At 32.7% G+C, this 26,118-nt stretch carries 25 protein-coding genes; 4 read left to right on the top strand and 21 right to left on the bottom strand.

Annotated features, from left to right (window positions below; genetic code table 11):
• Window positions 1-426: 426 nt before the first annotated feature.
• Genes ASC41_RS06310 through ASC41_RS06320 form a run of 3 tightly spaced genes read right to left on the bottom strand, consistent with a single transcriptional unit; the run spans window position 427 to window position 1,840 of the window.
• A complete protein-coding gene (locus tag ASC41_RS06310) occupies window positions 427-684 on the bottom strand; it encodes a hypothetical protein (protein WP_055435790.1) in 258 nt (85 codons plus the stop codon).
• A 4-nt stretch (window positions 685-688) separates the two neighbouring features.
• On the bottom strand, window positions 689-1,084 hold the full coding sequence (locus ASC41_RS06315; protein WP_055435791.1) for a DUF5675 family protein: 396 nt from the start codon (window positions 1,082-1,084) through the stop codon (window positions 689-691).
• Window positions 1,085-1,840, bottom strand: a complete 756-nt coding sequence (locus ASC41_RS06320; RefSeq protein WP_055435792.1) for a hypothetical protein — start codon at window positions 1,838-1,840, stop codon at window positions 1,085-1,087.
• A gap of 158 nt (window positions 1,841-1,998) precedes the next feature.
• Between ASC41_RS06320 and ASC41_RS06325 the strand changes: the two genes are divergently transcribed.
• Window positions 1,999-2,202, top strand: coding sequence for a hypothetical protein (locus ASC41_RS06325; protein ID WP_055435793.1), 204 nt, complete (start codon window positions 1,999-2,001; stop codon window positions 2,200-2,202).
• 340 nt (window positions 2,203-2,542) lie between these two features.
• On the opposite strand, the gene ASC41_RS06330 is transcribed toward ASC41_RS06325, so the two are convergent.
• From ASC41_RS06330 to ASC41_RS06345, 4 genes are all read right to left on the bottom strand, one after another.
• Complete coding sequence (locus ASC41_RS06330; protein ID WP_055435794.1) at window positions 2,543-2,731, bottom strand: YgaP family membrane protein; 189 nt, start codon at window positions 2,729-2,731, stop codon at window positions 2,543-2,545.
• A gap of 104 nt (window positions 2,732-2,835) precedes the next feature.
• Entirely contained in the window at window positions 2,836-6,030 is a 3,195-nt protein-coding gene (locus ASC41_RS06335; protein ID WP_055435795.1) for an efflux RND transporter permease subunit, read from the bottom strand.
• Window positions 6,031-6,139: 109 nt separating this feature from the next.
• On the bottom strand, window positions 6,140-7,216 hold the full coding sequence (locus ASC41_RS06340) for an efflux RND transporter periplasmic adaptor subunit (RefSeq protein ID WP_055435796.1): 1,077 nt from the start codon (window positions 7,214-7,216) through the stop codon (window positions 6,140-6,142).
• 8 nt (window positions 7,217-7,224) lie between these two features.
• Entirely contained in the window at window positions 7,225-8,532 is a 1,308-nt protein-coding gene (locus tag ASC41_RS06345) for a TolC family protein (RefSeq protein WP_055435797.1), read from the bottom strand.
• A 277-nt stretch (window positions 8,533-8,809) separates the two neighbouring features.
• Between ASC41_RS06345 and ASC41_RS06350 the strand changes: the two genes are divergently transcribed.
• The gene (locus ASC41_RS06350; RefSeq protein WP_055435798.1) at window positions 8,810-9,808 is read left to right on the top strand and encodes a metal-dependent hydrolase; all 999 of its coding nucleotides are present in this window, start codon (window positions 8,810-8,812) and stop codon (window positions 9,806-9,808) included.
• A gap of 80 nt (window positions 9,809-9,888) precedes the next feature.
• Here the strand turns inward: ASC41_RS06350 and ASC41_RS16975 are convergent, their stop codons facing one another.
• From ASC41_RS16975 to ASC41_RS06415, 14 genes are all read right to left on the bottom strand, one after another.
• Entirely contained in the window at window positions 9,889-10,026 is a 138-nt protein-coding gene (locus ASC41_RS16975; protein ID WP_162851987.1) for a hypothetical protein, read from the bottom strand.
• Window positions 10,027-10,052: 26 nt separating this feature from the next.
• Window positions 10,053-11,510, bottom strand: a complete 1,458-nt coding sequence (locus ASC41_RS06355) for an NAD(P)/FAD-dependent oxidoreductase (protein WP_055435799.1) — start codon at window positions 11,508-11,510, stop codon at window positions 10,053-10,055.
• Between the two features lie 153 nt (window positions 11,511-11,663).
• Complete coding sequence (locus ASC41_RS06360; protein ID WP_055435800.1) at window positions 11,664-12,785, bottom strand: ABC transporter permease; 1,122 nt, start codon at window positions 12,783-12,785, stop codon at window positions 11,664-11,666.
• On the bottom strand, window positions 12,785-13,891 hold the full coding sequence (locus tag ASC41_RS06365) for an ABC transporter permease (protein ID WP_055435801.1): 1,107 nt from the start codon (window positions 13,889-13,891) through the stop codon (window positions 12,785-12,787). Before ASC41_RS06365 ends, ASC41_RS06360 begins: the two co-directional genes overlap by 1 nt.
• Window positions 13,888-14,616: an ABC transporter ATP-binding protein gene (locus ASC41_RS06370; RefSeq protein WP_055435802.1), complete on the bottom strand. Its 729-nt coding sequence runs from the start codon at window positions 14,614-14,616 to the stop codon at window positions 13,888-13,890. Before ASC41_RS06370 ends, ASC41_RS06365 begins: the two co-directional genes overlap by 4 nt.
• A 34-nt stretch (window positions 14,617-14,650) precedes the next feature.
• A complete protein-coding gene (locus ASC41_RS06375) occupies window positions 14,651-15,553 on the bottom strand; it encodes an ABC transporter ATP-binding protein (RefSeq protein WP_055435803.1) in 903 nt (300 codons plus the stop codon).
• Window positions 15,550-16,446 carry an HlyD family secretion protein gene (locus ASC41_RS06380; RefSeq protein WP_055435839.1) on the bottom strand — a complete coding sequence of 299 codons (897 nt, stop codon included), beginning with the start codon at window positions 16,444-16,446 and terminating at the stop codon, window positions 15,550-15,552. The genes ASC41_RS06375 and ASC41_RS06380 overlap by 4 nt, the downstream gene beginning before the upstream one ends.
• Window positions 16,447-16,456: 10 nt before the next feature.
• The gene (locus ASC41_RS06385; protein ID WP_055435804.1) at window positions 16,457-17,707 is read right to left on the bottom strand and encodes a TolC family protein; all 1,251 of its coding nucleotides are present in this window, start codon (window positions 17,705-17,707) and stop codon (window positions 16,457-16,459) included.
• Between the two features lies 1 nt (window position 17,708).
• Entirely contained in the window at window positions 17,709-18,323 is a 615-nt protein-coding gene (locus ASC41_RS06390) for a TetR/AcrR family transcriptional regulator (protein WP_055435805.1), read from the bottom strand.
• Window positions 18,324-18,414: 91 nt separating this feature from the next.
• Window positions 18,415-18,711 carry a hypothetical protein gene (locus tag ASC41_RS06395; protein WP_055435806.1) on the bottom strand — a complete coding sequence of 99 codons (297 nt, stop codon included), beginning with the start codon at window positions 18,709-18,711 and terminating at the stop codon, window positions 18,415-18,417.
• Between the two features lie 15 nt (window positions 18,712-18,726).
• Window positions 18,727-19,800, bottom strand: coding sequence for a cytochrome d ubiquinol oxidase subunit II (gene cydB, locus ASC41_RS06400; RefSeq protein ID WP_055435807.1), 1,074 nt, complete (start codon window positions 19,798-19,800; stop codon window positions 18,727-18,729).
• Window positions 19,801-19,802: 2 nt separating this feature from the next.
• Window positions 19,803-21,134, bottom strand: a complete 1,332-nt coding sequence (locus tag ASC41_RS06405) for a cytochrome ubiquinol oxidase subunit I (protein WP_055435808.1) — start codon at window positions 21,132-21,134, stop codon at window positions 19,803-19,805.
• Between the two features lie 113 nt (window positions 21,135-21,247).
• A complete protein-coding gene (locus tag ASC41_RS06410) occupies window positions 21,248-22,594 on the bottom strand; it encodes an MBL fold metallo-hydrolase (RefSeq protein ID WP_055435809.1) in 1,347 nt (448 codons plus the stop codon).
• A gap of 70 nt (window positions 22,595-22,664) precedes the next feature.
• Window positions 22,665-23,387, bottom strand: a complete 723-nt coding sequence (locus tag ASC41_RS06415) for a peroxiredoxin (protein WP_055435810.1) — start codon at window positions 23,385-23,387, stop codon at window positions 22,665-22,667.
• Window positions 23,388-23,580: 193 nt separating this feature from the next.
• Between ASC41_RS06415 and ASC41_RS06420 the strand changes: the two genes are divergently transcribed.
• Together ASC41_RS06420 and ASC41_RS06425 are read left to right on the top strand one after the other, a co-directional pair.
• The gene (locus tag ASC41_RS06420; protein WP_152971428.1) at window positions 23,581-23,952 is read left to right on the top strand and encodes a hypothetical protein; all 372 of its coding nucleotides are present in this window, start codon (window positions 23,581-23,583) and stop codon (window positions 23,950-23,952) included.
• Window positions 23,953-24,017: 65 nt separating this feature from the next.
• A complete protein-coding gene (locus tag ASC41_RS06425) occupies window positions 24,018-26,114 on the top strand; it encodes a TonB-dependent receptor domain-containing protein (RefSeq protein ID WP_055435812.1) in 2,097 nt (698 codons plus the stop codon).
• Window positions 26,115-26,118: the final 4 nt, after the last annotated feature.

The raw sequence follows: 26,118 nt of genomic DNA on the forward strand, positions 1-26,118 counted from the left end.
TATAAAGCTCAAGCCAAAGGTTTTGAAAAAAATAATCCGCCGAAAAAAGCGGATCATTTTTTTTAAACCTAATACTAGGCGCATTATTTTGTCCAAAAAGCTTGACAGCATTGCCACACCACCAGTGAGATCGTTATCTTTTTTTGTTTTTCGTTAAAAATAATAAGAAGGGGTTCTGTGTTGTATAAGAATGATCTTATTAACAAAAAAAAGAGCCTCTACTGAAGCCCTTACTTTATTCCTTTTTCTTTCTCTGCAGAAGGAATTGATGTATTCGTTTAACCAGTAATGAAACTAAATAACTCACTACAGCACCGAAAGCAGCCATTAAAGCAGTTTTGATAAGATCTTCGGATGTGATTTGAAACCACACGGATGAAACCGTGCCACCAAGAATTGAAAAGCGAATATGTACCACATTTTGTGTCATTCCGTACTTGATGCGGAATCGCTTCCTTCAATTTTTGGAAGGTCTGTGTCCTCATCGATCGTCACTGCTTGACTAACTGCTGTAACAACTGTACCTGCGACGGTCATATAAGTAGCAACAGTGACTAGTAAAACTGGCAAAGTAATAGGTGCTGCTACAATGGCGCCACCAGCGGTCGCTAATGCGATACCGATATTACGCAAAGTTCTGAAGAACTTAGGCGTTGGTTTTTTATAACGTTCTACAATATTCATAGTTTTAAGATTTAATAGTTAATAATACGTTTTCATTTCTGTCAAAGGCCTGATAGCATAGTGATACCAATTTTTGAAGTAAGGGTTTTGACTGTGTTCCTTTTCCAATACCTGTTAACTGCGTAACTGGAGCTATACAGCCACGAAGCTCACGCTTCGCATCGTTTGCTGGATGAAGTAGTATAAGACTACGACCGTTCACATCTACGATGTGTAAATGATGACCGAATTTTGTCGAATACCGCGCTTTCAGCACGTAGTCGCCTTCAGGAATACAGGACACATGTATTTGGTTATTTAACCAAGGCAGTTCAATAGCAAAGCCTAAAAATTGACCATTATAGAAGAGGGCACTATTCGTGCCCGCTTCAAAATAGGTCCTATGTAATAACACATGCATTTAGACAGTATCTACTTTTGCTACAGAAAGTGCATTAAATGCACCGTTTTTTAACGGATACATTTGCCCATTCACCGCTTGGTAAAACTCAATACCCACAACTTGAATCACAGGAAGTACAGAGGCAGCAGTCAAAGTCACAGCAAGGTTAATAGCAGCAGTATTTGCACTATCATATGGAAGAATAGCAGTTTCTGCACTTTCAAAAACAGAAGCTTCATTTACAAAGTCAAGTTCTGCTGCACCCATGACTAATTTGTAATGTGTTGTGCCTCCTGGTGCAGCAATTCGCACCGTTGGTGCAAATGCAACTACATCTACATCGACGTCACCAGTGGCACGATCATATGTTGTCACATATGGCGTGAAAAGTGTAGCTCCTAATTTTCCATTCGCATTAAATTCAAAGCCTAACAAAGTGTTCATATCACCATCTTCGATGGTTCTAAGTCCACGTTCGTTAACGCCATCAGTTTTAGTGACGGCAACTAAGCTTTTTGTCAAACGACTAACTACGCGTTTATCTTTTGCATTCTGCAAAAGCACTCGAATCGCATTTCTAATGACTTTGCCACCTTTTCCAGCACGTCCAAATTCAGAACCATTTTCACGAGTTCTCTGGAATGCGGGATCATTTGCTATACGATTTTTATCGACACCACCTTTTGAACGCGCAAGGTGTCCGTCTGCGCTTTTGTAGAAGGAAATATCTCCGATAGTTCCTTTCAATTTGATAATACCTGTTTGTCTAGCCATAATGCTTTAAGATTTTGATTATGAAGCAAAAGACCGTAGATTTATAAAAGAAATCAAAAACACATAACCATCCATTCCGATTGATTCGTTTTATGCCATATCAATACATATAGACGATTCCTAGTTGAGGTATGGACCAAGTATAGATAAAGTATAAAATGAGAATAGTAAGAGCTTGCATATATCCAAAAGACATCCAACGCATCACCGGAAGAAGTGAGCGTTACGGACGCAAGCTTTTAAATGACATTAAAGCCCACTTTGGTAAGAAGTCCTATCAATTTATCACTGCAGAAGAATTCGCAGAATACAGTGGTATTAAAGAAGAAATAGTAAATCAATATCTAGAGACTATTTATTAACTATACCCTTACAGGTGTAATTTAATCAAAACACAATGATATCATACCCTAACGGGTATAATATGGCGTAGCACTTCATAGTATTTGATATGATTTATATAGGTTTGAATCCTTATTTTTCTTAAATTGCCATAGGTTTTGAAAGTCAATTAAAACCAAACTCGTTCATTTAAAACTACTACAAATCGGTTACCATTTATCGTTTGAATGGTTGAATCATAACAATATCAATAGGTTGAAGATTGGGTTTGAATCCAGTCGAGGTCACGAAAAAAAGTCTACACAGAAATGTGTAGACTTTTTTATTTTACTTCAATAAGTATTTAGGTATTATAAGAGTCTATAGCTTTTTCACTCCTAGTTTAACCAATATAGTTTCCAACAGGCACCATTTTGTAAATGCAGACTGTATTAAATTTACACCTATAAATACCGTAAACCACATCCATTTTGGACTAACATAAACAGAAAGCACCACGCTTAGCAATACCATTACACCAACAATTACTCTAAAATATGTATTTAACATTTTTATTCTTTTTTTTAATTTATATAAATTCTAAAACAGCAGCCTGTTTCTATTTTACTAATAACTTAAATTGTACGTCATTCTGAACTCATTTAAGGATCCCATTATTTATAATTCTTCTTCTCTATCATATAATAAACAAGTGGCACAACCAGTAAGGTTAATACGGTAGACACAATAGTTCCTCCCATTAACGAAATAGCTAACCCTTGAAAAATAGGATCAAATAAAATTACAAATGCTCCAATAACAACTGTTCCTGCTGTTAATAAAATTGGAGTTGTACGTACTGCTCCCGCTTCAATACACGCTTGTTTTAGTGGTACACCTTCTGTAGTTCTTATATTAATAAAATCGATAAGTAATACCGAGTTCCTAACCATAATTCCGGCTAAAGCAATCATACCAATAAAAGAAGTCGCTGTAAAAAAGGCGCCCATTATCCAGTGTCCTAAAATAATTCCAATTAACGATAATGGTATCGCAACCATCATTACAATTGGTGCCTTAAAATTTTGAAACCAACCAACAATTAAGATATATATTAAGATGATGGCTCCTAAAAAAGCAATCCCTAAATCTCTAAATACCTCTAATGTGATTTGCCATTCGCCATCCCATTTTACAGTATAATTATCTTCAAAATCTGGCTGACCTAAATACATTTCGTTTAATTCGTAGCCTTTTGGTAACGGAACCTCTTTTAACTTTTCTTCCATTCCAAGAATAGCATACGCTGGACTTTCTAAATCTCCAGCCATATCTGCCATAACATAAACCACACGTTTTTGGTTTTTACGATGTATACTTTTTGCTGATATAGTTTCGGTAATCGTTACTAAATCTGCAATAGGCACCATATTACCTTGTTTCGATTTTACCTTTAATTGTGAAATATCCGTAATTGTAGATTTCTCTTTTTCATCTAAAGCTAATACCAAACCAACTTGAGTCACCGCATCTTCGTCATACAAACTTGTGATGGATCTATTAGACAATGCCATATTCATGGTGTACGCTATTTGCTGTGGAGCAACACCATACAACATGGCTTTTTCCTTATTTATATCAAATTGATACTCCGTTTGATCTGCTTCAACCATCCAATCAATATCTACAACATCAGCTGTATTTTTTAAGATATTTTGAACGCCATTAGCGATTTTAATTTGTTCGTTATAATCAGGTCCGTATACTTCTGCAACAATGGTAGACATTACTGGAGGTCCTGGTGGCACTTCTACCAATTTAATATTGGCGTTATATTTTGCAGCAATTTTCTGAATATCTGGACGCATTAATTTTGCTATACCATGACTTTGAATATCACGTTCGTCTTTATCAATTAAATTTACTTGGATGTCAGCCATATTAGATCCACCACGTAAATCGTAATGACGTACCAAACCGTTAAACGTAATTGGCGCAGATGTACCAACGTAATTTTGATAATTAACCACTTCTGGTCGTGTTGATAAGTATTGTGACACTTCTTGTGTTACAACGCCTGTACGTTCCAATGTTGTGCCTTCGGGCATATCAATAACCACTTGAAATTCGTTCTTGTTATCAAAAGGTAACATTTTTACTGCCACAGATTTGGTAAAAAACAACACCATTGTAGCCATTAATACCATAAAAGTCAAACCTAAAAACAACCAACGTTTTCCTTTACTTTCTAATAAAGGACGTTCAAACTTGTTGTATACCTTGTAAATAAGCGTGTCTTCAACAGCTTTTTCAGGTGTCTCTTCTGCACCTTTTTTATCTTTTTCTCTTAAGAAAATATAACCCAAATAAGGTGTAATCGTTAAGGCTACAAATAAAGATAATATCATGGCAATAGATGCTCCAATTGGCATTGGTGCCATATATGGGCCCATTAACCCAGAGACAAACGCCATGGGTAAAACAGACGCGATAACCGTAAATGTTGCTAAAATGGTTGGATTACCAACTTCATTAATCGCATACAAAGCAGCCTCTTTAAAAGGTAAGCGCTTCATCTTAAAATGCCTGTGCATATTCTCTGCAATAATAATGGAGTCATCCACCACAATTCCTGTTACAAAAACTAAAGCGAAAAGTGTAATTCGGTTTAGTGTGTAATCCATCATATAATAACTCAATAAGGTCAAAGCAAACGTAATTGGCACTGATAAAAACACGACCAATCCACCACGCCATCCCATTGCTAACATCACTACAAGTGTTACTGCAAATATAGATCCAATAAGGTGCCACAGTAATTCTGATACTTTATGCGACGCTGTTTCACCGTAATTTCTAGTAACCTCAACATGTACATCATCTGGAATTAATGTGCTACGTAAATGATCGACTTTATCAATAATCACCTCAGAAATTTTCATCGCATCTGCTCCTTTGCGTTTAGCAACCGAAATTGTTACTGCAGGATATTCCGACTTATAATCCGCCGATTTTACACTTCCTTTTCCGTAACCTAAACTCACATAATTTTGTGGTATTTCTGGTCCATCAATAATTGTAGCGACTTGTTTTAAATAAATCGGCTGATTTTGTTGCACACCAACCACCAAATTTTCAATATCTGTAACCGAAGCTAAGAATGCACCTGTATTTACTAAAAATTCAGTATCATTTTTATCAAAACTTCCAGCACTTAATTGGCTGTTATTTGCTTTAATCATTTCCGAAACTGACAAGAAATCCAATCCGCTTGCAGCCAATTTATCTTTATCTAAAACCACACGTAATTGACGGTCACGACCTCCAATTTTATGCGTAATCGCAACGTCGTTTATCTTCTTAATTTCGGCTTCCAATTCTTGAGCCATTTGGTTTAACTGGTAATCGTCATAATTTTCACTCCACAACGTTAAACCCAACATTGGCACATCGTCAATCGCACGTGTTTTTACCAACGGAAACGTAACACCTGCAGGCATTTGATCCATGTGCTTATTAATTTCGTTGTATAATTTCACGAAAGAACGCTCAATATCCTCGCCAACATAAAACTGTACGATAACCATTCCTTGCTCTTTCATGGACGTAGAATACACATATTCTACACCTTTAATATTCGAAATTAATTGCTCTAAAGGCTTAATTACACGCGATTCCACTTCCGTAGGACTTGCTCCAGGATAACCCACAAAAATGTCTGCCATAGGCACATCAATTTGCGGCTCTTCTTCACGCGGAATTAAAAATGAACTGTACACACCAATCACCATAAATACAATCATTAAAAGCACTGTAAGCTTAGACTGCATAAAGACTTTGGCAATTTTACCTGCGATTCCTTCTTTCATTTTATTTTATATTTTGGGCGTTTTAACAGGCTATCCTTTACAATCTTTTTTTGCCATATATGGCAGCAAAAAAAGGATTTTCACTTCTATCCTTAACGCAACTTATTAGTTATTGAATTATAATTTTTGCTCCATTAAACAGTTTGCCTTCAGCTGAAACAATGTATGCTTCGTCTGCATTTAAACCAGATAAAACTTCAACTTGATTTCCAAAAGTTCTACCTAAACGCAACCAACGTAATAATGCTGTATTACTTTGACTTACTGTATATACTCCAGATAATTGTCCGTTTGTTACAATGGCATTAGTTGGTATTAAAACCATAGATGACGTTGCTTTTCTTTCTACAGGAAATTGAACTGTTGTAAACATGCCTGATAAAATATTAGCATCTGTTTTATCTAAATCTATTTTTACTAAATATTGTCCACCAGTATTTTTAGCAGAAGTGCTCACTTCTTTTACTTTTCCTTTTAAGGTTTTATTAATGGATTTAACTAATACATCAACAGTAGATCCTTTTTTTATAGCAGAAATTTCAGTTTCAGGAACCATTGCCATCACTTCAAAATCCCCAGGTGTTTCAATACTTATTAATGGTACACCAGGATTAGCCATATTACCAGCTTCAACATTTTTACTAGTTACTGTTCCACTAAAAGGTGCAGTAATATTACTGTAAGCAAACTGTGCGTTAATTTCATTTTTCATTTGATTAGCTGCTTCAACTCTAGCTTTTGCCATTTCAAAATTTGCAGTCATATCATCCATTTCTTTTTGAGATGCACTATTGTCTGCAAATAAGTTTTTAAAACGATTATAATCTTTTTGAGCATTGTTATAAGCAACTGTTGCTTCTGTTATTCCAGCATTAACCTGAGCTCTTTTAGCTTGTAAATCACTATTATTAATAGAGATTAATAATTGGCCTTTACGCACTTTATCTCCAACATTTACATGTACTTTATTAACGTAACCCATCATTCTAGTACTTAAATCTGCACTATTTGTGGCTTGTATTTTTCCGCTTACAGATAAAAAAGGACTGTTACCATTTGCTACTACTTGACTAGTTTTTACACTAATTGCTGGCGAATTATCTACAACTGGTTTTTTGTCTTCGCTACCACAACTCGCTACTAATAGCGTTACAAAGAGTGTTAGTATTGTATATATGTTTTTCATCTTAATAATTATTCTTTAGTTAAAAATTGTAAATATGCTTGTGTGTAATTGTATTCGAAAATAGTTTGGTAATATTCCAATTGCTTTTTTGCATATTGCGTTTCTGCAATTAATAAATCAGACGTTTTTTCTAAACCTTCTTTAAATCTATTGGTTCTAATTCTTAAAGATTCTTCAGATTGTTGTAATGCTAGAGTTGTTAATTTTAACTTATTATCAGCATCTAAAAAGGCACGTTTTGCTTTGTTTAATTCTAAATTACTTTGCGAAACATATTGTTTGTATTCTAGCTTTGATTTTTCAAATTCGGCCTTACTCTTTTGTGCTTTTCCAAAACGTTTAGAGCCTTGAAATAAATCCCAACTTAACTGCGCTCCAAATAAGTATCCATTGGCATCACCTTGAAAAATTTGATCATCATACAACTCGTAACTTCCAAACGCATTTAAACGAGGTAAAAAAGCCATTTTATCTGCTTTATTCATCGCTTCATAAGCGTTTGATGCTAATTGCATGGCTTTAATGTCAGAACGATTTTCTGAAATCTTTTTATCTTCTATAGTAAAAGTTGCAATGGTTAATTCATCCGTTGGAGTGTAAACAACATAGTTGTCATCATTCATTAAAAAAGATAAATAATTAGAAGCATTTTGTACATTACTTTTTGCTGTTTGCAATTGATTTTGAACTTCAGTTACTCGTACTTCAACATTCAATACATCTGCACGTTGCAAATAGCCTTGTTTAAAACTGTTGTCTGCTAATTTTTTGTTAGCATTTGCAGCTTCCAACGCTTTTTCTAAAACATTAACCGCTTTATAGGCTAACTGTAATTGCATGTAAGCTTTATCTACTTCAAACACTAAGTAATCTTGTGTGCGCTTTGTATTTAAAGACATAGCTTCCATTTTAGATTTGGCAGCTTTACGTTGATAAATACCATCTAAATTAAATAATGGTTGCTGAATTTCAAATTTTGTAGCATAGTTTTCAATCTGAGAAGGATTGTTTAATAAAGATGGATTAAAATCGTTTTGCGTTAAAATTTCCTGATTTAATTTAGAGCCAAAAGCCATTAATGGATTTGTGGTTGCTATTGCAGTATGACTTGCTGTAATGTTAGGTAAAAACACAGCATTTGTTTGTCTGTAATCTGCTTTTGCAACATTAAAATCTTGTTCAGAAATTTTAATGCTTGTGTTGTTCTCAGATACTTTTAACAAAACATCAGGTTTTGAAATAGGTACGACTTCTTGTGCTTTAACAGAGAGACTGAAAACAAAAAGTAATACTGGTATATAAATATATTTTTTCATTAATTATTAATTTACAGGACAAAAGTAGTTCAAGAATTTACTTTAGTAAGTAACATAGGTTACTTAGGAAAAGCAATATGAATTAAGACATTATTTATAGCTCTAAATTTAGAATAAACATAATGTATATATACTGATAAATATCATACAGAATATTGATTATTAAGTTATTGAGGTGTAAATCGGTAATAAGTGCTTTTTTTAAGGAAGCAAAAAGTTACTATAAAAACAAAGTGTCGTTATAAATATATTGGTATAGCGTACTTTTGCATATTATATGGATTCATTAACACAAATAGTATTAGGAGCAGCTGTTGGAGAAGTTGTTTTAGGTAAAAAAGTCGGAAATAAAGCGATGCTTTATGGAGCTATTGCTGGAACTATTCCAGATTTAGATGTGTTTGCGTCTTACTTTACAGATACTGTTTCTGCACTTGCTATACATCGTGGCTTTACACATTCTATTGTGTTTTCTGTACTATTTGCTCCCATTTTTGGATGGATTGTATCGCGTTATGAGAGGTATAAAAACTTTAAAAGTTGGTCTTGGTTATTCTTTTGGTCGTTTGTGACACATCCTATTTTAGATGCACATACAACTTGGGGAACGCAATTGTTTTGGCCTTTTGATTTACGATTAGCTTTTAAAAACATATTTGTAATTGATCCATTATACACTGTCCCTTTTTTGGTGTTTTTAATTTTAGCTATGCGACAAAAACGCACTACTGTAAAACGACGTTTTTATAATAAAATGGGATTAATAATTAGCACCTCTTATTTGGTATTAACCTTAGTTTTAAAATGGATTACCTATGCTCAATTTGAATCTGCTTTATCAACACAAAAGATAACGTATTTAGATATTGATACTAGACCTTCTCCTTTAAATACAATACTTTGGAGTGCAAACGTGCAAACAGAAGATGCTTATTTACTTGGAAATTATTCTTTTTTTGATAGCCAACCAATCACTTTTGAAAGCTATCCAAAAAACCATAAATTATTAGGAAATCTTATTGAAGACGAAAGTGTAAAACACATGATTACTATTACTGAAGGTTGGTATACAATAAATAAAAAGGATGATACGCTTTATTTTAATGATTTACGATTTGGTCTTTTAAGTTTAACACCAAAATCTGAAAATTTTGTTTTTAAATATAGATTAGATGTTACTGCTTCTGGTAAAGTTATATTTACTGAAGTGCCTAAAGATAGTCGTGATGGTAAAAATCTATTAAATGAATTGTGGCAACGAGTAAAAGGTAATTAATAAATTTCATTCAAAATAAAAAGACATTTATAATTGTTTACAAATGCCTTTTTATTAACCAACCAAAACTGACAACCATATCAGTTTACTTTTCTAGTGCCTCCATGTCCTCCAGCTACAACAACCATTATTTTTATGCTTAAATAAATGAATTTGAAAAACTGAATGATAGGATTCATCATTTTAAATCTTTGATATTTTGATATTCTCTGTGTCATTATATATTATTTTAAGTACTTAATTTCTACTCAGGAATCAACCACCAAAAAGGTCGCATTTTTGCTTTATAGATAAAGGCATAATGCAATGCTAATTTTAACCAATGACCGGCTAAACCTATTTGTCCGAAGGTTTTTCCTAATTGTCGCCCTTGAGTTTTTGGATATTTCTCATAATCTGGAACAATTGGATACGTTGTAATGCTTACTCCGCTTCCAGATAGCATCCCGTAACCAGCAGAAGCAATACATGCTGCTCCCATATTTCCCATAGAGCCTTTATGATTTAAAGATTCTTTTCCACTTTTTATAGAATCTATAATATTATCAGCAACCAATTTTGCGGTAATACCTGATGGCATTCCTGTACGCGGTGGCGCTGGAGCAATTACCGTCCCGTTTTTACTCGTTCTTGGCTTAGAAATGGCATGTGGTGGTGCAAAGGCTATTCCTGGAGCAAAAATATTTTTATAACTCGGATTTTGATACGTTTCTGGCCAATCTTTTACGGACCATTGTTCATATGGTTTTGGAGTGTAATCGGCATCTACAATCATAAAACCTTTGAAGAGCTTTTCTGTGATATCGTTTTCATTTTTATCATAGGCTTTAAAACCATGACCAGAAAATGAAGGAATTAACATTGCAAAATCATAAGTTTCTACTTTATATTCGCCTTCTAAATTTTCGTAATGAGCTATACCGTCTTCAATTTTGTTTACGCCAGCTCCAAGGATCCATTTGATGTCTCTGTCTTCAAAAACCATTTCGACCATTTCATGAGATTTCATGGTCATACTACCATAACTTAATAACATACCATCCATCCCAAAATCTCCTAGTTGGTATTCGTTAGAAATCCAAGTGACTTCTGCCATATCACGCACGTTATGCTTGCGTAATTCTTGCTCAACATTTAAAATATATTCAAAAGCAGCACCTTGACAAGTCGATTTTGCATGACCTGTACCGATTAGAATTTTAGCTTTTTTACCCGCTTTCATTTCTTGGATTAATGCCTTCAAACCTACCCATGCATGATCTGCATGAGAGAATGTACACACTGAATACGCTTTGTTTTTACCTGGCAATAAACCCTCTGTAGCTTCAAAGTTTAATTTTGGACCTGTAGCATTAATTAAATAATCGTAGGTTATCTTTTCTTGCGTTCCTTTATTATCTCCGTGAACATATTCTGATAAAACATAAGGTTTTTCTTCTGTTTTATCTCCTTCAGGGAAAAAAGAAATCGCTTTGGCCTGTTTATATCCAATACCTTTCTTTTTATACAAAGGTGCTAATGGAAAGTAAATTTTTTCTGATTTCATTTTACCAATTCCAACCCAAATATTTGAAGGGACCCATTGGTAATTACTGTTAGGAGATACTACAATTACTTCATGATTTTTTGGCAGTTTTCTACGTAAATGAGTTGCTGCAACATGACCAGAAATACCTGCTCCTAAAATGACAATTTTAGACATTTTATATGGTTTTAGAATGTGAGTTTAGTTTAAAATTAAAGCTATGAAGTAGAATCTATCAGTTTGAATATCTGACAAATAGAACACCTTAATAATAGTACAAAGATTGAGTAATTATAGGTACTACACAGTAACTTTTGTTACACAAGTCTCTTAATTTGTCTTCTTATAACTCCAAACTGCTAAAGCATTCATTACAAAAGCATAAATCGCTGTTTTTAATAACTGAGGAAGAATATCTTTAAAACCAGAACCTTTAAGCATAACCATGCGCATCACCTCTACAAAATATCGTATTGGATTAAATTCGGTAAGGGTTTGCGCCCATTTTGGCATACTCTCTATTGGTGTGAATAAGCCACTCATTAAAATAAAAATAACTGTAAAAAACCACGCAATAAACATCGCTTGTTGCTGTGTATCCGTAAAATTGGAAATAAATAAACCGATTCCTAAAATGACTAAAATATAAATAGAGGTATATAAGTAGAGTAGTGGTAAACTACCAATCATCGGAATATTGAAAATGACTTTAGCTAAAATTAACCCGACCGTTAATAATCCCATGCCTATCACCCAAAACGGAAAAAGCTTCCCAATAATAAATTGGCTTTTTTTAATTGGGGTCACATTAATTTGTTCTAGCGTACCAATTTCTTTTTCGCGGACAATATTCATTCCCGAAAGGAAGAGCGTAATCATGGTTACTAGTAAAACTAGAATACCGGGAACCATAAAGGTTTTGTAATTTAAGGTCTTATTATACCAAAATAATGGAATAGTCTCTATAGCTATTGGTTGTATTTGTTTATCTGAAACTTGTAATAAATCTACTTTTATACTCTGATTAAAGCGTTGTACAATTTGTGTGACATACACCTTTTCTACACCTGCTGCTGCGCCATCAATAGCATTTATAGTTACGCCTAAGCTATTCTGTTTTTCTTTTTGTAAATCACGTTCAAAATAGTTTGGGATTTCTAAAAGCACATCTACTTCCCCTTTTAACATCGCAGCACTTGCTAATGCTTCCGAAGGAAAATCTGTTAACACATTAAAGTAAGTGGATGCATTAAATTTTTCAATTAAAGCTCTAGATGTTGCTGTGTGGTCGCTATCAATATAACCGAATTTGATGTTTTTGACTTCAAAAGTAGCTGCATTAGATAAGATAACAAGTTGAAATATGGGCAAGACAAAAATGATAGGAAGCATACCTTTATTTCTAAAGATTTGCTTAAACTCCTTTTGTATGATGTATAGGATTGTTTTCATTATTCCAATCTAATTTTATATTTCTTCACACTTAATCCTATATAAAAAATAGTCATCCCTATTAAAATCAAGGTTTCTTTCCATAAATATTGTAATCCTACTCCTTTTAGCATAATGCCTTTTATGATGATAATAAACCACTTTGCAGGAATGATATTACTAATAATTTGCAATGGTAAAGGCATGCTTGAAATCGGAAAAATGAAGCCTGACAATAAAATTACTGGAAGCATAAGACCCATTAAAGAAATCATCATTGCTGTTTGTTGTGTAGCAGAAATTGTTGATATTAATATACCTAAAGCTAATGCTGTAATTATAAATAAAACGCTTTCAAATCCTAGTAAAATTAAACTTCCTTGAACTGGCATTTTAAAGATAAAAATACTTAGTAAAACAATAACTGTAGCATTTATAATGGATAGAAAAATATAAGGAAATACTTTGCCAACAATAACCTGAATTGGTTTTATTGGTGACACCAAAAGGATTTCCATAGTCCCTAATTCTTTTTCTCTAGTAATAGAAATCGAGGTCATCATAGCTGAAACTAACATTAAAATAATAGTCATTACACCGGGAACAAACATGTACACACTTTTTAATTCTGGGTTGTAAACCATTCTGGTTTGTGGTACAATTTGATAGGTGATGGCGATGTCTTTATTTAGTTCTTTTTGATATTGTTGAAGAATAGCGTTGACATAGTTACTTACTGTATTTGCAGTATTAGGATCTGTAGCATCTGTAATAATCTGGATAGTTGCTTTGTGATCTTTAATTAAATTTTTGCTAAATCCTTTTTCGAAATTTAAAACCGCTTTTACTTTTCCTTTTTTGAAAATAGTTTCAATATCTGATTCTTTATTAATAAATTGACTGATACTAAAGTATTTTGAAGCTGAAATTTTATTAATAATTTCTGTTGTTGTAGCACCTTTAGAATGGTCTAAAACTGCAATATCTACATTATTAATCTCATTAGTAATCGCAAAACCAAATAACATGATTTGTGCTATTGGCATTCCGAAGAGAATAAACAACGAACGTTTATCTCTAAAAATATGGTAGAATTCTTTTTTTATGAAGCCTATAAATCTTTTCATCCTCTAGCAAGTTTTAAAAACACATCGTTCATATTATCTACTTGAAATTGTGCTTTCAATTTTTTAGGTGTATCTAAAGCTTCAATTTTTCCGTTTACCATAATGGAAACTCTGTCGCAATACTCAGCTTCATCCATATAATGCGTAGTTACAAAAACGGTAGTACCTTGATGGGCTGCTTTGTAAATCATTTCCCAAAATTGTCGTCTAGTAATAGGATCTACTCCTCCTGTTGGCTCATCTAAAAACACAATTTTCGGATCATGAATTAAGGACACAGAAAAAGATAATTTTTGTTTCCAACCTAAAGGCAAAGCACCAACTAATTGATCTGATACGTCTTCCAATCCTAATTCTTCAAGCAAGATTGCTATTTTTTCTTTTATTCTTTTTCTGGATAGGCCATAAATTCCGCCAAAAAACGTGATGTTTTCTTTAACTGTTAAATCGTCATACAAAGCAAATTTCTGACTCATATAACCAATGCTTTTCTTGATGTTTTCGGCTTGTTTATAAACATCAAATCCTGCCACCTGAGCTTTACCTGCAGTTGGTTTAGAAATACCTATCAACATTTTCATCGCTGTAGTTTTTCCTGCTCCATTTGCTCCTAAAAACCCGAATATCTCACCTTTTTTAACATCAAAAGTAATAGCATCTACAGCTGCAAAATCTCCGTACATTTTGGTTAACCCTTCTACTTGTATGACTGTATTGTTGTCCATTCGTTTTTTTTTAAACCTGACAGGTTTTAGTAATTTATTTAGCTAATTCCATGAAGGTATCTTCAATAGTTGCCACTGTTTTTTCTATTTCCACATTAGAAAGATTATTAGATTCTAAAAACTGTATCAAATCTTTAGGATTAAAATCTGCTCTACGATCTGTATAATGCACAAACTCACCAAAAGGATAGACACTATGGTTATATTCGTAAGTCTTTAAACTCTTAATAAGTTGATACGTATTATCTGCTCTAACATTATAAATCTTTTTCGGATAGTGCTTAACAATGGCTTGAGGTGTATCAATCTGTAAAATTTTACCGTCTTGAATTAAAGCAATTCTGTCACATAAAGCGGCTTCATCCATATATGGTGTAGACACTAAAATGGTGATTCCTTTTTGTTGCAAACGTTTTAGCATGTCCCAAAATTCTTTTCTAGAAACTGGATCAACACCTGTTGTGGGCTCATCTAAAAACAACACTTTTGGTTTATGAATTAAAGCGCAACATAAAGCGAGTTTCTGCTTCATTCCTCCAGATAATTTTCCCGCACGACGGTCTTTAAAAGGTTCAATTTGAACATAAATTTCTTTTATTAGATCGTAATTTTCTTCAATGGTTGTTCCAAAAATAGTTGCGAAAAAATTTAAATTTTCTTCAACGGTTAAATCTTGATAGAGTGAAAATTTACCTGGCATATAACCCACATTATTCCGAATCTTTTTATAGTCTAAAACCACATCAAAATCAGCAACCGTTGCAGTACCTTCATTAGCAATTAACAGCGTGGTTAAAATTCTAAACAACGTTGTTTTACCTGCGCCATCAGGACCTATCAATCCAAAAAGCTCTCCTTCTTTTACATTAAAAGAAATATTCTCTAACGCTTTTACACTTTTGTAAGATTTTGATATGTTAGAAACAGTGATGCTCATTCTGCAGTATTTAACCATAGTTCTGCGGGCATTCCAATTTTTAGGCTGCCCTCATTTTTAACGTCTACTTTTAAAGCATAAACTAATGCCACACGTTCTTCTTTAGTTTGAATTATTTTTGGAGTAAATTCTGCTTCTGAAGCTATCCAACTAATCGTTCCTTTATACGCTTTCATAGCATCTGCGTTATCAATTTTAATAGTTACTTCTTGTCCTATTTTGATATTAGCTAATTGTGTTTCACTTATATAAACACGTAATTGCATGGTGCTTAAATCTGCGATTTTATACAACGGTTTTCCAAAAGCAGTAATTTCATTTGGCTCTGCGTATTTGGTTAAAACAGTTCCGTTTACAGGATTTGTGATTTTACTTTTCTGGATTTGGTCGTCAATTTGCTTTAACTGCACATCAATAGCTTTAAGCTCATTCACGACAGGTGCATTCTGTATTTCGACACTTCTAATTTGGCTTTTTATTACATCCATTTCGCCTAAAACATCATCCAATTGTTTTTGTGTTCCCGCATTGTCCTTTATAAGATTTTGAGCGCGTGTTTTATTTGTGTTTGCAGTTTTTAGTTTTGCATTTAATACATTAATTTGTGATAAAACACCTTTAGATTTTGAAGCAATGACAGCTTTAGAAATTATAAGCTGTTCTCGTTTTAATGCTAACGGAATAGTATCGATATAGCCAATAAATTGTTCTTTTTGAAGCACATCTCCTTCATCAAGATTAAACTGCATTAATTTTCCATTATTTTCTGCAGAAATTGTTATTTCTGTGGCTTCAAAATTTCCGTACCCATCTGCTTTTCCATTATCGTTTCCGCAAGAAAACAAAGTAAGTAGGATGATGCCTATTCCCAAAATATATGTGTGTGTGTTCATGTGCTTCGTATTATTGTCCTTTAATGACATTATAATTTGCTTTTGCTAGTTGTAACTGAATGTTATGCATTACCATGGTGTTTTCGTCTTCGTATAAATTAGTAAGCTCTGTAATGTATGCCGAAGAGGTTATTACACCATTTTTAAGTTGCGAGTCTGCCGATTTGAGCACGTCTTTTCTAAGGTTAATTATTTCTAAATCTGAAGTAATAAACGTTTCAATTTTATCGATTTCCTTTTGTTGTTGATTTAGCGCAATGTTAGTATTGAGTTTAAAAATTTCCGTTTCATTATCTATAAAATCTTTGTTGATAGCTAAAGATTGTCTTTGCTTTTTGTTAGCCTTCCAATCAAAAACAGTCCAATTCACTTTAACACCAACGGTATAAAATGTTTGAAACGAATTATCCAACATATTTAATCCTGGATTGCCATAACCACCTGTTGCAAAACCAAGTAATCTAGGTGCGTTTTGTTTAGATAATAGGGTTTCAGAATTTTCAATTTCTTCTTTTTTAAGTTGAAATAATTCTAATTCTGGTCGTGTTAGTTCTGTTTGTAACTGTGTGTCTAAACGTGGCTTTTGAAATGTTGTTGAAGCATTTAATGGCTGACTTATTAAACTTGATAATGTTTGAACAAGTGATGTTTTGTTACTTTCTAATGCGTTAAATTTTTGATTTATTTTTAATAATTCGGCTTGTAAAATTTTATCTGAACTTGGTAAAATAACACCATACTTTATTCCTGATTGTACTTCCTTAAGTTTAGCTTCTAATTGCGCTTGTTTCGCGTTTAATAATAACTGAGATTCTTGCGCTAATAAAACAGAAAAATAAAGTTGATTAATTTGCTGTTTTAGTTGATACAAACTGACTTCGACTTGCTTTTGTTTCGTTTTTAATTGAGCTGTTTTTAATTGTAAAGACGCATCTGTTGCACCTCCATTATAAATAAGTTGATTTACAGAAACGGTTGCGCGATATTGATCTTTGTTTAATGGTTCTATTCCTGACATTGCCAAAGGAAATTGAATAACATCAGATTGATAAGAGGCTTGCGCATCCAAACTTAACTGTGGCAATTTTGAAGTAGAAATAACGTCTAAATCCAATTTGTTTTGCTCATCCAAGAGTTTTACCTGTTTTGCTAACGGATAGTTTTTTGTCACTAAATCATAGCATTCTTCCAACGTAATACTTTGCTGTGCTTTACTTGTCAAGGACGTTAATAGAATTAAAATGAGTGTTATGTATTTCATTTTAGTTGTTCTTTATAGAATTAATAATAAAATCAGCAACTTCCGTTTTACGGGAATCCATTATTTTTTTATAGGCAATAGCATCCGTATTTGTAAAAGCCATTATTAAAGGTTTAGCTACAAAAGGAAAAATATTTAGAGCCATAATATTAATAAATAACTGCTCTGCTGTGATAGGTTTAATTAGTCCATTTTCAATTTCAATAGCGACTTGTTTTTTAAATTTTTCGATATTTGGAAACCCATTTGTATCTTTCATATTTAGAATAAACTCTGGATTTCTATTGAGTTCTTGAATGATGAAATTTGGCAAATAAGGATGTTTACTAATAAATGTGATGTAGTTTGAAGTGAAGTTTCTCACCTTTTCTTCAATAGAAGAATCATCATTTAAAATAGCATTTAATTGAGGAGCTAATAAGGAAAATGCATTCTTAAAAACCGCTTCAAATAACAACTGCTTGCTTCTATAATAATAATGAAGCATCGCTTTATTAATACCAGCTTTATCAGCAATTTCTTGCATGCGCGCACCGTCCATTCCTTTAGATTGGAATATACTTTTAGCAGCACTTAAAATCTGCTCTTCTGTATTTTTATCCTTTGCTTTTTTCATTATAACTACATGGTTTAACCAAGTGGTTAACAAATGTATAATGAATTGATATTAAATAAGATGACTTATGTCATGTAAGCTAAATAAATAACTACTTATTCAACTTTTTATATATCCCTTTAGCAATTACAAGTCCTAAAACACCCCCAAAAGCTGAAACCATACAATTAATAGAAAATAACATTATATTAATATCTTGGTTTTGCATTATTGACCATGGATCAAAACCTAATCTACCAAAAGACTTGATAAAAAAAATGCTTCCAAAAACACCAACTAACGTATTACCTATAAATCCAAAAGAATATTTTTTATTAAAATAACCAAATGTATTTGCAGCAATAATACCGATAAGAATACTAATTAATGAAATTAAAGTCCCTGTCATGATTATCAATTTTGACTAGTGTCCGTAATCCATTTTATCAACTTTACCTGCCATTAATCTTTTTTGAATTATGAAGTAAATTACAATAAGAATAAAACCAATAATTGCCCAATTTACAGCCACAGACAAACCATAATTTTCTGCTGCGGTATTGTAAATAGTTAAATCCTGATGAGTCGTATTAATAGAAGGTAATATAACTGGAAATAAAGACGCTAAAGATGAAGTTATTCCTCCTAAGATCAATAAGGTAGAAAACATAAAACCGTGACTTTCTTTTTTTAGCTTTTTGATAAAAAATAAGCCAATTAATCCAGTAAGATAAATAATAGGAAATACTATTAAATATGGTCTATCCATAAAGTTATCTAACGACTTTGGATTAACCACCTGCCATACAACTAATGAAAATGCTGTTAATATTGCTAGTGCGATATTCAACTTAAAAATAACACCTTTAAGTTTAGTATTAATTGACGAATTGGTTTTTAAAATTACCCAATTAGCACCATGAATAGCCAAGGTTACCACAGAAATTAATCCTATAATAATTGTAAACCAATCTATAATACCTGGCGTATCACTTAACGGACTAAAACTACTGTCCCATAAGGGTAAGAAAAAATAGTGTCCTTCGTAAGCTGAAACTCCATTTTCTACACCTCCTAAATTAACGCCTCTAACAATATTACCTAATGCAATACCAAAAAATAAGGCTAATAGTAAACTAGAAACACCAAATGACGTGTCCCAAATATCTTTCCACATTTGAAATTTAAATTGCCCTCTAAACTCTAAACCAATTGCTCTAAAAATAATTAGCCACAATACGATTATTAAAGGCAAATAAAAGCCACTAAAAACAGAGGCGTAAAATGTTGGAAATGCCATAAAAAGCATACCACCTGCAGCAACTAACCAAACCTCGTTAGAGTCCCAAAATAATCCTGCCGATTTTGCGATAACTTCTTTATCTTCTTCTTTTTTAGCAAAGAATAAATGAATGATTCCTGTACCAAAGTCGTAACCATCTAAAACAAAAAATACTGCTAAAACAATAGCGATTGCTATATACCAAAATACTTCCATAATTAATGTGTTTGAGGTTTTGGACCTTGATTAATAGTTTTACCAACTAAGACTAGAAATAACAAGCCTAAAAGCATATATAAAGCGACAAAACCAAGTAATGTAAATAATGTGTTTCCTGAAGATACTGTTGGCGAAATACCATCGCTAGTTTTTAATAAACCATATACTAAATATGGTTGACGTCCTAACTCTGCAGTATACCAACCAGTAAGGTTTGCGATATAAGGAAATGGTACCAAAAACATAATAGTCCATAATAACGGTTTTAATGTGTATAACTTTTTTCGCCATAAAAAGAAAAGCGCCAATGCCATAACACCAATAAAAATAGTACCTAAACCAACCATTATATGGTAAGAATAGTAAAGTGCAGGGATATTACTTGGTAATTCTTCTTCTTTAAATTGATCCATTCCTGGGATTTGTTTATCCCAATCTTGATGCGTTAAAAAACTCAATACGTTTGGAACTGCTATTTTATTATCTAGCTTTTTTTCTACCATATTAGGTTGTCCAACTAAAACAATTTCGGCTCCAGCCTCTTCTGTTTCAAAAATCCCTTCCATAGCTGCAAATGCTGCTGGTTGATATTCTGCAACATTTTTAGCATTCCAATCTCCCGTAGGAAAAGCAACCAATACACTAGATATTAATCCAAAAATAACACCTGTTTTTAAGAATAGTTTCCCGTATTCCACTTGTTTATTTCTTAGTACAAAAAAGGCTCCAATACTAGCCACAACAAAAGAAGACGTCACTACAGAAGCTATTTGATTATGCAAAAAGGCTGGTAATAACCAAGGATTAGTAAATAACGCTGAAAAGTTTTCTAAAACAAATTTACCGTTTTCTAAAACCTCAAAACCTACTGGATGCTGCATCCAAGCATTAGTTGCTAGAATAAACCAACCACTTGCCCAAGAGCCTAAAAAGACTAGAAAACCTGTTAAAAAGTGTAGTTTTTGTCCCATTAATTTTTCACCAAAAATAAAGAGCGCTAAAAAAGAGGATTCTAAAAAGAATGAGAACATCCCTTCCATTGCCAACGTCTGACCAATAATACCACCTGTAAGTTCTGAAAACTTAGCCCAATTGGTACCAAATTGAAACTCCATTGGAATCCCAGTAACCACTCCCATGGTAAAATTAATAGCAAAAATTTTCATTAAAAATTTTGCTGCATTATTATACTTTTCAATATTATTTCTTAAATATTTCCATTTAAAAAAGACGATCAATAATGATAATCCCATGGTTAATTGCGGAAATATATAATGAAATGTGATAGTAAATGCAAACTGCAATCTATCGTAAAAGAGCATCTCTTCCATAGCCTAGTGTTTAGATTGTAAAAATACGACACAACGCTTAAACGCTGTGTAACTTTTATTACAAAAAAGCCTCGAAAATGAGGCTTTTTAAAATTAATATGTGTTATTTATTTTTAAACTGTAAATGTTTTAACAGCATCGCTAAGATCATATACGGGAACTGTTTTAATTATATTAGAAATAATACTACTTCCTGCTGCACTTCTGTAACCTCCTGCGCAATGCACCACAATAGGTTTATCCGTAGGAATTTGACTTTTAGAGGCTCTTAATTGATTTAAAGGAATTGAAATCGCAGTTTCAAAAATCTTGCCTTCTGCTACCTCGCTTGCATTACGGATATCAATAATAGTATATTGATTTGGATGTTTTTTAAAGTCTTCAATATCTAGTACTTTAAATGTTTCAAAGGTATTAGCACCTAGCGTTATAATCGATTTGATTTGCTTTTCATAACCTATTTTAGCAATACGACTAAGGATTGTTTTTCTATCCTCAATTGAGTTAATTACTAAATGAAACGCTTCATTAGGAGCAACGATAGAACCTAACCATGTTTCTACTTTATCATCTTCCGTTTCTGCAATAATATTAATACTTCCTTTTAGGTGATTGTTTTTAAATTGTGATGCGCTTCTTACATCAATAATCAGACTATCATCGTTAATGAAATTGGTTATCCCAAATGAAAAAGGTATGCCACAAAATGTAGATTCAAAATTATCTGCACCTGTTTTGTTTATATCAACATTAAATCCAAAATAAGCAGGAATAAAAGGCTGATCCTTTAAAATATGATTCACAAATTGATCTTCAGTTAAATCTTTAAATGCCCAATTTTCAGTACGTTCTCTTCCTAAAGTGCTTGATGCATCTGTACTCATGTTTTTACCGCATAACGATCCTGCACCATGCGCTGGATAAACAATTGTTGCGTCTGGTAAATGATTAAATTTATGATGTATAGTGTGATACATGCTTTTAGCTAACGCCTCTCTGTTAGCTTTCATATTACCCGCTTTTTCGCGCAAATCAGGTCTTCCAACATCACCAATAAATAAGGTGTCTCCAGAAAACATCGCATAATTATTATCTGCATCATTAGCAATAATTGTAATACTATCTGGCGAATGACCTGGCGAGTTAATAGCCGAGAAAGTAACTGCTCCTAAATTAAGAGTATCTCCATCATCAAATGCTTGATGCGGATAATTAGCGCCAACTAATTTACTTATATAAATTTTTGCACCAGTTTCCTTATGTATTTGCAAATGACTACTCACAAAATCGGCATGTGGATGCGTTTCAAAAATCGCTAATATCTTTGCGTTGTGCTTTTCTGCTAATTTGTAATATGGTTTTGGATCTCTAGAGGGATCCACAATAGCCATTTTATTATTACTAATTATAGCGTAAGAATAATGCGCTAATGGCTTATCTTCAAATTGTATAATATTCATAATTTTTTTATTTAGAAATTAAAATACAAAAAAGAGCCTTAATAAGAGGCTCTTTTTATAGATAATTAGCTTACTTTTTTAAGATTGAATCTAATACTAAATCCTTATCTAGTTTTTTAGTACAGAAAAACCAATCCTTACAATCTAAATCCTCAGTAGAGGTCATACGCTCTTCTGCAACACCACAAGATCCAGCTGGAGATACAATTACATCGTCACCAGGATTCCAATCTGCGGGAGTAGCTACATTAAATTTGTCTGATGTTTGCATTGCAATTAAGGCTCTGTATAACTCATCAAAATTACGTCCTAAACTTAATGGATAGTAAATAATAGCTCTAACCGTTTCGTTTGGATCTACAAAAAAGACAGCTCTAACCGCTTGCGTTTTGCTTTCACCTGGTTGAATCATTCCGTATTTTTTGGCCACATTCATTGAGATGTCTTCGATTAAAGGAAATTTAACTTCAATGTTTTTCATTCCGTTAAATTCAATTTTATCTTTAATCGTTCTTAACCAAGCAATGTGACTGTATAAGCCATCAATTGACAAACCAATAAGACTACAATTTGCTTTTTCAAATTTTTCTTCTAAATGTGCAAATGTCATAAACTCAGACGTACAAACAGGCGTGAAATCTGCTGGATGACTAAATAATATAGACCATTTACCTTTATAATCTGAAGGATAATTAATATCTCCTTGTGTTGTTACTGCTGTAAACTCTGGTGCTTTATCACCAATTCTTGGCATAGCAAATGTTTCTTGTGGTGTTGTTTCTAATGTGTTCATAATATATAGAGTTTAAAATTATTTATAGTGTAAAATTACTTTACAATGCTATCGCTATGTGTAACATTTGTCACTTAAACAATACCTAAAGCTTATACTAAAATAAGATTTAGCTATAAACGTAAAATCTACAGTAATGTAACAATTGTCACCTTTTATAATACCTTATTATTTTATTTTTACACTAATGAAAATGAGTACGTATATATTCGCTTTAAGTGTAACTATTCTTATACTATTTAATAGTACAAGAGTATCCTTAACTTATGCCTATTATAAACTAGATCCGGTAGGTTTTATTGAGGCTTTATGTGTTAATAAAGATAAACCTGAGTTACAATGTAATGGTAAATGCCATTTAAATAAGGTTTTAAAATCACACGATAAAGATCAAGATATACCAGAAAATGTAGTTGATTTTAAAGAGCTACTTTTATATACTATAACTTTAGAAAAGATAGTTTTTAAACAAATAAATGATCTAAAAAAACAAAACACTTCGATTTACAAAAATCTATATAGTTATAACAGTATTAACGATTGTTTCCATCCTCCACAGGTATAATTTAACTTTTAGTATTGGTAGTTAATCTACCCCAAACATTTAAGTTAAATATAATATTACAAAATATGAAAACATTAAATAGTGTGCTTTTATGCATACTTGTTTCAGCTATGTCTTTTGGTCAAAATAAAACTAAAAAAGACACTACAAATCAAAAAATAAATAAATTAGACGAAGTTATTGTTACAGGAAAATTAAACCGAGATCCTGTATTAACAGTTGTTGCCAATAATTATGACAAAGCTATTGTGCAACCCAAAAATGTTGCTGATTTATTTAACAATATCAATGGGTTTTCGGTAATTAAAAGAGGTAATTATGCTATAGATCCTTCATTTAGAGCTTCACAATATGAGCAGTTAAACATTCAATACGATGGCGGAACCAAAGCAATGCATGCATGTCCAAATAGAATGGATCCAATAACGACACATATTATTCCTGAAGAAATCGCCAAAATTGAAATCATAAAAGGACCATATACCGTACGGTACGGTGCTACTTTTGTAGGAATTATTAATCTAGTGACTCAAAAACCAGATTATGAAGATTATGGTTTACACGGAAAAGCATCTGGTGGGTACGAAAGTAACGGAAACGCTTTAGTAAATTTAGCGCAATTACAATACATACAAGAAAAATATGATATTGTAACTAATGCTGGTTACAGAGATTTTGGAAATTATGAAGACGGTAATGGAACAGAAATTCCCTCGTCCTTTAGAAGTACCGATTACGGAATAAAATTAGGGTATAATATCAATGAAGACCAGCGTATACAAGCCCATTGGAGGCAGTCTTTTGGTCGCGATGTGTTACACGCTGCGTTACCAATGGATACCGAATTTGATAATAGCAGTATTTTGTCTTTAGATTATAAACTAGATAATATAGGCGTTATAGCTAAGTCCTTAACCGCTAAAGTATACTACAGTTATGTGGATCACTTAATGACCAATAACAATAGACCGTCCTTTATGATGATGGAAGCGTCATCTGCTGTAAACGCTACGACTACGGGTGGTAAATTAGAATTAAACTGGAAACCACTTGAAAAATTAAATGTATTTACTGGACTAGATGCTATGCATATTGCTAGGGATGGTGGCAGAACTAGAATTATTAAAATTATGAATGGGAATATGTTGGCTACCCCAATAACGTTTAACGATAAGGTATGGCAAGATTCGTACATTACAGATTTGGGTGTTTTTACAGAAGCCAAATACTCTATAAATCCCAAAATAGTTGTAACAGCAGGCGTGCGTTTTGACAATGTCACCTCAGATATTCAAGATCCAGAAACAGATTTTGAAGCTTTATATGATTTAAAAAAACGTACTGAACATAATATAAGCGGAACTTTATCTATTAAAAAGAAAGTAACAAACAACTTTACTTTAGAGGCTGCATATGGTCGTGGTGTGCGATCTGCCAATATGATAGAGCGTTTTATTAACCATTTTACAGTTGGACAAGACTCTTATGAATATGTAGGAAATCCTAATTTGAAAGCAGAAGTAAACAATCAATTTGAAATTGGATTTAAAGGTAAGCATCCCTTAAAAAATGGTTTTAATAGTTTTAAATACGAAACCTCTTTTTATTATTCCTTTTTTGAAAACTATATTGTTGGTGTTATAGATCCAACATTAACAAGAAAATTTAATCCAACTTCAGACCCAACCAATGTAAAAGTCTTTCAAAATATAGACGACGCTTATAAAACTGGTTTTGAAGCTATGGCTGAAATCGATTTTTTAGATGATTATTACTTTAAAACTGAATTTGCTTATGTCTATGCTAAAAACAAAGATTTAGCAGAGTCATTACCTTTAACACCTCCATTTAATACCCGTTTGGTTTTAGGTTTTAAGAAAGACAAATTCTGGGGAAATGCACAATATAACATCGTATCCAAACAAGAGAATATTTCTAGAAGTTTTGGAGAAACCGAAACTGCAGGATACCAGACTTTAGATATTAGATTTGGTATAAAACCCATTACATCCATAACGCTTGGTGTTGCTGTAATTAATACTTTTGATGAAGCCTATAACAACCATTTAAATTTTTCGTTTACTAATCAGGAAGATTTTGGAAGAACACCAATAACAGAGCCTGGACGTAACTTTTCTGCATTTTTACAGTATGTTTTTTAATAAT

Source organism: Lacinutrix algicola, from assembly GCF_001418085.1.
GTDB lineage: Bacteria > Bacteroidota > Bacteroidia > Flavobacteriales > Flavobacteriaceae > Lacinutrix > Lacinutrix algicola.

Bases quoted from the DNA above. Each gene is read 5' to 3' on its own strand.
- ASC41_RS06315 (WP_055435791.1), bottom strand. From the start codon at position 1,084: ATGCATGTGTTATTACATAGGACCTATTTTGAAGCGGGCACGAATAGT.
- ASC41_RS06335 (WP_055435795.1), bottom strand. From the start codon at position 6,030: ATGAAAGAAGGAATCGCAGGTAAAATTGCCAAAGTCTTTATGCAGTCT.
- ASC41_RS06385 (WP_055435804.1), bottom strand. From the start codon at position 17,707: ATGAAATACATAACACTCATTTTAATTCTATTAACGTCCTTGACAAGT.
- ASC41_RS06410 (WP_055435809.1), bottom strand. From the start codon at position 22,594: ATGAATATTATACAATTTGAAGATAAGCCATTAGCGCATTATTCTTAC.
- ASC41_RS06370 (WP_055435802.1), bottom strand. From the start codon at position 14,616: ATGGACAACAATACAGTCATACAAGTAGAAGGGTTAACCAAAATGTAC.
- ASC41_RS06415 (WP_055435810.1), bottom strand. From the start codon at position 23,387: ATGAACACATTAGAAACAACACCACAAGAAACATTTGCTATGCCAAGA.
- ASC41_RS06350 (WP_055435798.1), top strand. From the start codon at position 8,810: ATGGATTCATTAACACAAATAGTATTAGGAGCAGCTGTTGGAGAAGTT.
- ASC41_RS06375 (WP_055435803.1), bottom strand. From the start codon at position 15,553: ATGAGCATCACTGTTTCTAACATATCAAAATCTTACAAAAGTGTAAAA.
- ASC41_RS06425 (WP_055435812.1), top strand. From the start codon at position 24,018: ATGAAAACATTAAATAGTGTGCTTTTATGCATACTTGTTTCAGCTATG.
- ASC41_RS06380 (WP_055435839.1), bottom strand. From the start codon at position 16,446: ATGAACACACACACATATATTTTGGGAATAGGCATCATCCTACTTACT.
- ASC41_RS06325 (WP_055435793.1), top strand. From the start codon at position 1,999: ATGAGAATAGTAAGAGCTTGCATATATCCAAAAGACATCCAACGCATC.
- ASC41_RS16975 (WP_162851987.1), bottom strand. From the start codon at position 10,026: ATGACACAGAGAATATCAAAATATCAAAGATTTAAAATGATGAATCCT.
- ASC41_RS06365 (WP_055435801.1), bottom strand. From the start codon at position 13,891: ATGAAAAGATTTATAGGCTTCATAAAAAAAGAATTCTACCATATTTTT.
- ASC41_RS06345 (WP_055435797.1), bottom strand. From the start codon at position 8,532: ATGAAAAAATATATTTATATACCAGTATTACTTTTTGTTTTCAGTCTC.
- ASC41_RS06330 (WP_055435794.1), bottom strand. From the start codon at position 2,731: ATGTTAAATACATATTTTAGAGTAATTGTTGGTGTAATGGTATTGCTA.
- ASC41_RS06395 (WP_055435806.1), bottom strand. From the start codon at position 18,711: ATGACAGGGACTTTAATTTCATTAATTAGTATTCTTATCGGTATTATT.
- ASC41_RS06420 (WP_152971428.1), top strand. From the start codon at position 23,581: ATGAGTACGTATATATTCGCTTTAAGTGTAACTATTCTTATACTATTT.
- ASC41_RS06310 (WP_055435790.1), bottom strand. From the start codon at position 684: ATGAATATTGTAGAACGTTATAAAAAACCAACGCCTAAGTTCTTCAGA.
- ASC41_RS06355 (WP_055435799.1), bottom strand. From the start codon at position 11,510: ATGTCTAAAATTGTCATTTTAGGAGCAGGTATTTCTGGTCATGTTGCA.
- ASC41_RS06360 (WP_055435800.1), bottom strand. From the start codon at position 12,785: ATGAAAACAATCCTATACATCATACAAAAGGAGTTTAAGCAAATCTTT.
- cydB (WP_055435807.1), bottom strand. From the start codon at position 19,800: ATGGAAGTATTTTGGTATATAGCAATCGCTATTGTTTTAGCAGTATTT.
- ASC41_RS06340 (WP_055435796.1), bottom strand. From the start codon at position 7,216: ATGAAAAACATATATACAATACTAACACTCTTTGTAACGCTATTAGTA.
- ASC41_RS06390 (WP_055435805.1), bottom strand. From the start codon at position 18,323: ATGAAAAAAGCAAAGGATAAAAATACAGAAGAGCAGATTTTAAGTGCT.
- ASC41_RS06320 (WP_055435792.1), bottom strand. From the start codon at position 1,840: ATGGCTAGACAAACAGGTATTATCAAATTGAAAGGAACTATCGGAGAT.
- ASC41_RS06405 (WP_055435808.1), bottom strand. From the start codon at position 21,134: ATGGAAGAGATGCTCTTTTACGATAGATTGCAGTTTGCATTTACTATC.